We start from the raw sequence: 3,895 nt of genomic DNA, 5'->3' as shown, positions 1-3,895 counted from the left end.
CCGGGAAAAGTTACTGCCTTTGGTCGACTTGGTGATGCTGGACGTGAAAATGGCGGACGAGGAAGCGCACCGGGAATATACTGGCTGGGACAATGGTCTGGTCTGGGCCAACTTGGAAGCCCTCCTTAAGGAAAAGCCCGCCGGGGTACTGCCGCGCATCCCCTTGATCCCGGGCTTTACCGCCAGCCGGGAAAACCTGGAGGCCCTCTCCCACCGGTTCCAGGAGGCGGGTGTCAGGAAATGTGCCCTGCTGCCCTATAATCCCACCTGGTTCGCCAAGGCGGCCGGTATAGGAAAACCCGCGGATACTCGCTTATCTTCCCACCTGATGACTTCCGAGGAACTGGCGGCCTGCCGCAATATCTTTTCCTGGGCAGAATTGGTTGGGTTTTCGCAAAAAGGACCCTTAGCCTAAAAATATGGCCGAATCCTTAGGAAGTTCAGAAAATCGAGGAATTAAGTCATGGTCAATCAAGAGCCGCCAAGAATATTACTTATCGTAAGCGACCTCCATCTCAGTTCAGGCTGGGATGAAAACACCAAAAGGTTGTCGCTCAATGAAGACTTCTTTTTCGATCAAAGCTTCCAACGCTTTCTCAATTTTTATATTGCTAAAGGATCCCGAGAAAAACGCCGGATAGATCTCATTATTGCTGGAGACTTTGTGGATTTGCTCCAGGTCACCGATAAAGTGGAAAACGAAAAAGGTATTGCGCTGAAGAAACTGGATGGGGAAGACATAACTCAAACTGAATTGGATTATGGTCTCGGAACCAGCCCCAGGAAGTCCTGTTGGAAACTAAAGAAGGTCATAAAAGGACATACCGTTTTCTTTCAAGAGCTGGTTAAATTCTTGCTGGCAGATAACCGCGTCATCATTTTGCCGGGCAACCATGACATAGAGTTTGCGCTCCCCGAAGTCCAAAAATGTTTGCGGGAGGAGTTGTTGGGTTTTCTCCCCGAGGAGGAGGCAGGGGGCCCTGCCTGGGAGGCGGAACCAGAACGGAGGCTCGATAAGGAGGAAGCCCAAATCCTGATGAGCCGCAATCTCTGCTTCCATCCCTGGTTCTATTATGAACCTGGTCTGCTATACGTGGAACATGGTCACCAGTATGACTGCCTCAATTCCTTTGACTACTTCCTCCATCCTCTGACGCCTGCCGAGGCCACGGAAAAATTTATCTATCTACCTGTAGGTTCATTCTTCGTTCGGTATCTATTTAATAAGCTCGAAAATATCTTTCCCTTCGCCGATAACATGAAACCGGTAACAAACTTCATAAAACATACTCTATTCCGATGGAAGAACCTGCAAATGTGGTTTCATATCGGGCCATACTTCAGATTTTTTAATAAAACCCTGAGGGAGAAAACCGAACCTATTAAGCCGCAATGGCGACTGGAGATGGGAAAGCGGCAACAGGAATACTTACAGCAAATAGCCAGTGATTCTGACATCTCCTTGAAAGACTTGCAGGCTCTAAAAGATCACTGGGCCTTAACGGCCCTGCATCATTGGAGCAAGCTCAGGTTGTTGGGTACGTTCCTGATGGGCGAATCAGAAAAAGACGTTTATTACCAGGCTGCAAAACGGATTAAAGACACTTTGGGGGTGCGCTATGTCGTATTCGGCCACACTCATGAAGCTGACCTCAGGCCTCTTGGAAAAAAAGATGATAACCAAGGGTGGAGTCAAGAATACATTAACTCAGGCACTTGGACCAGGGTCTTTACCGAAGATTTCACCGAGCTGCTGTTAAAGGACGAAAATGAGTTTGTGTTCGTCATGATCGATTCCTTGACCAAAAAAATGGAACTTCTCCGGTGGAAGGATGATTTAAACCAAGGTGAACGCGTCAGGCTTTTCCAATCTCATCAGGCTCAACCAAAAAGCAAGAATAAACAATGAATGCTGATTAGGTAAGGATATGAACAGGCGATAGAAGTCACAGCTTTCTTTTATTTTAGTTAGCGATACTTCTTCTCCTTTCTTGGGCAAGTCCGTTTTGATCTCCCTCGGCCCGGCTGTCTAAGCCGGACTGCTTCAACCATTTAAAGTAGTTTCTATAGTGGTCTCTGATCCGGGAGGTCACCCGTCGCAGCGCGATATTGACGTGCAGAAAAGGCAGGGGGCAGGACCAGAGCCCGGTGGGCAGACGGCGGGTGATCCCCCACAGACTAAAGACCGATTCCCGAAATTTGACGTATCCCTCAGCAAGCTCTTCCAAGGTCATGCGTTTCGGGAGAAAAACCGGGGTGCCATGATCATAGAAGGCCCAATTCCGGTGGAGCAACCTCCCCTCCGCCACCAGGCGGTCGAAAAGCGGGGTGCCCGGATAGGGGGTCAACACGTAGGCGCCCACGGAGATGATGTTATTCTGCATGACAAACTTCAGGGTCCGTCTGAAAACGGTTTGGTCTTGTTCGTCCAGGCCGAAGATAAAGGAGCCATGCAAAAAGACGTGGGCGGCCTGGCATTTCCGGATGGCCTCGCGGGAGGCTTCCAGAGGGACGGATTTTCTCAGACGCTGACGCTCTTTTTCATCAATGGTCTCAAAGCCGACAAAAACTCCTTTGAGCCCTGCGGCCACTGCGGCTTGGAACAGGGCATCATCCAGCAGAAATCTGACGGTAACCTGGCCAAGAAGGTTGATTTTAAGCCCTTTCAGACCTTCAAAGAGCGCCATCGCATAATCGCGGTCCGCGGTGAGATTATCGTCCAGAAAAACCACATATTGGCTGCGGCTGCGCTTTGCCTGCTCGATAACCTGCTCTACCGGGACCTTCCGCACTTTAGTGCCATATATTCGGGGCACCGAACAAAATTCACAGCGATTCGGGCAGCCTCTCCCGGAAATAATGCCTACCGCTTTGGGAATCGCCAAATTATCCTCCTGGTAATCCACCAGGGGTACTTCCATCTTCTGCGGCAGATAGTTGTAATAGATAGGCTGTAGCGCGCCCCGGGCCGCATCCTCCAGGATGGCAGGCCAAATTCCCTCGGCCTCTCCCACCAGCACGGCATCGGCATGCTGGCTGGCTTCCTCCGGAAGCACCGAAGGATGAATCCCCCCCAAAATCACCTTGGCGCCTTGGTTCCGAAAGTCTCTGGCCAATTTATAAGCCCGGGGAGCCGTGGCCGTCATGACGGTGATCCCCACCAGATCCCATTTTTCTGACCGCGGAATGGCGGCCGAGTCTTCCTCCACCGTCACCACCTGGTGGCCGTTAGGGCTCAAGGCCTTAAGAATCTTCAGGGAGAGCTGTGGGATGAGGATCCAGCCGGGAATGGCTTCGGGGTATTCCGAACGAGGGGAAATCAGCAGGATGCGCATGTAATCTCCTTCTATTATCGTTTTCGATCCCGAAGCAGCGCGGACAATAAAGGTTTATTATTTTGTTAAAGCTTTGGACCATCTCCCCTGAGCAATTAAAGCTCTTCATGACTCCCGCATATCTGATCCATCAGTTAACTGATGCCAGGGCCTCTTGAGCTTTCTGAAGAGTAGGTTTTGACGAACAATGTTCCAGGATTTGAATGGCCTTGGTAAAGCATTCCCGGGCCGGTAGCAGCTTTTTGTTTAAACGATGCAGCAAACCTAGATTAAGTAAAGCCTGGCCATGAACAAATGCTTGGGATTCCACTTCCCAGCCAACCTTAATAATCTCGTTCAAGTAACTTTCGGCCCGCCGCTGCGCCCAAGGCAATTTAGTAAGAAAAAAACCTAGATTTTTTATTATATCAGTTAGACCAATTGTGCCATCCCGTATGGCGATTCTGAAATAGGTCTCCGCTACCACAGCTTGAAGATAATAAAGAGAGAAAAATCGTCCATTATCTGCAAATATCCAAAGGTCTTTTTCAAGCATTTTTATGCCTTTGGAAAACTTGCCT

At 49.8% G+C, this 3,895-nt stretch carries 4 protein-coding genes; 2 read left to right on the top strand and 2 right to left on the bottom strand.

The window, feature by feature from the left end:
• Together WC490_08000 and WC490_07995 are read left to right on the top strand one after the other, a co-directional pair.
• Positions 1-415, top strand: a 415-nt coding sequence (locus tag WC490_08000) for a hypothetical protein (GenBank protein MFA5098542.1), incomplete at its 5' end; no start/stop codon positions are given.
• A 48-nt stretch (positions 416-463) separates the two neighbouring features.
• Positions 464-1,909, top strand: a complete 1,446-nt coding sequence (locus tag WC490_07995) for a metallophosphoesterase (protein MFA5098541.1) — start codon at positions 464-466, stop codon at positions 1,907-1,909.
• Between the two features lie 55 nt (positions 1,910-1,964).
• Here WC490_07995 and WC490_07990 read toward each other — a convergent pair whose 3' ends face one another.
• Positions 1,965-3,335, bottom strand: coding sequence for a radical SAM protein (locus WC490_07990; protein MFA5098540.1), 1,371 nt, complete (start codon positions 3,333-3,335; stop codon positions 1,965-1,967).
• 130 nt (positions 3,336-3,465) lie between these two features.
• Positions 3,466-3,895, bottom strand: a 430-nt coding sequence (locus WC490_07985; protein ID MFA5098539.1) for a hypothetical protein, incomplete at its 5' end; no start/stop codon positions are given.

Source organism: Candidatus Margulisiibacteriota bacterium, assembly GCA_041650635.1.
In the GTDB taxonomy this organism is placed as follows: domain Bacteria; phylum Margulisbacteria; class WOR-1; order JAKLHX01; family JBAZKV01; genus JBAZKV01.
The sequence above is the reverse complement of the archived record's forward strand: the minus strand, read 5'-3'. Positions and strand labels throughout refer to the sequence as shown.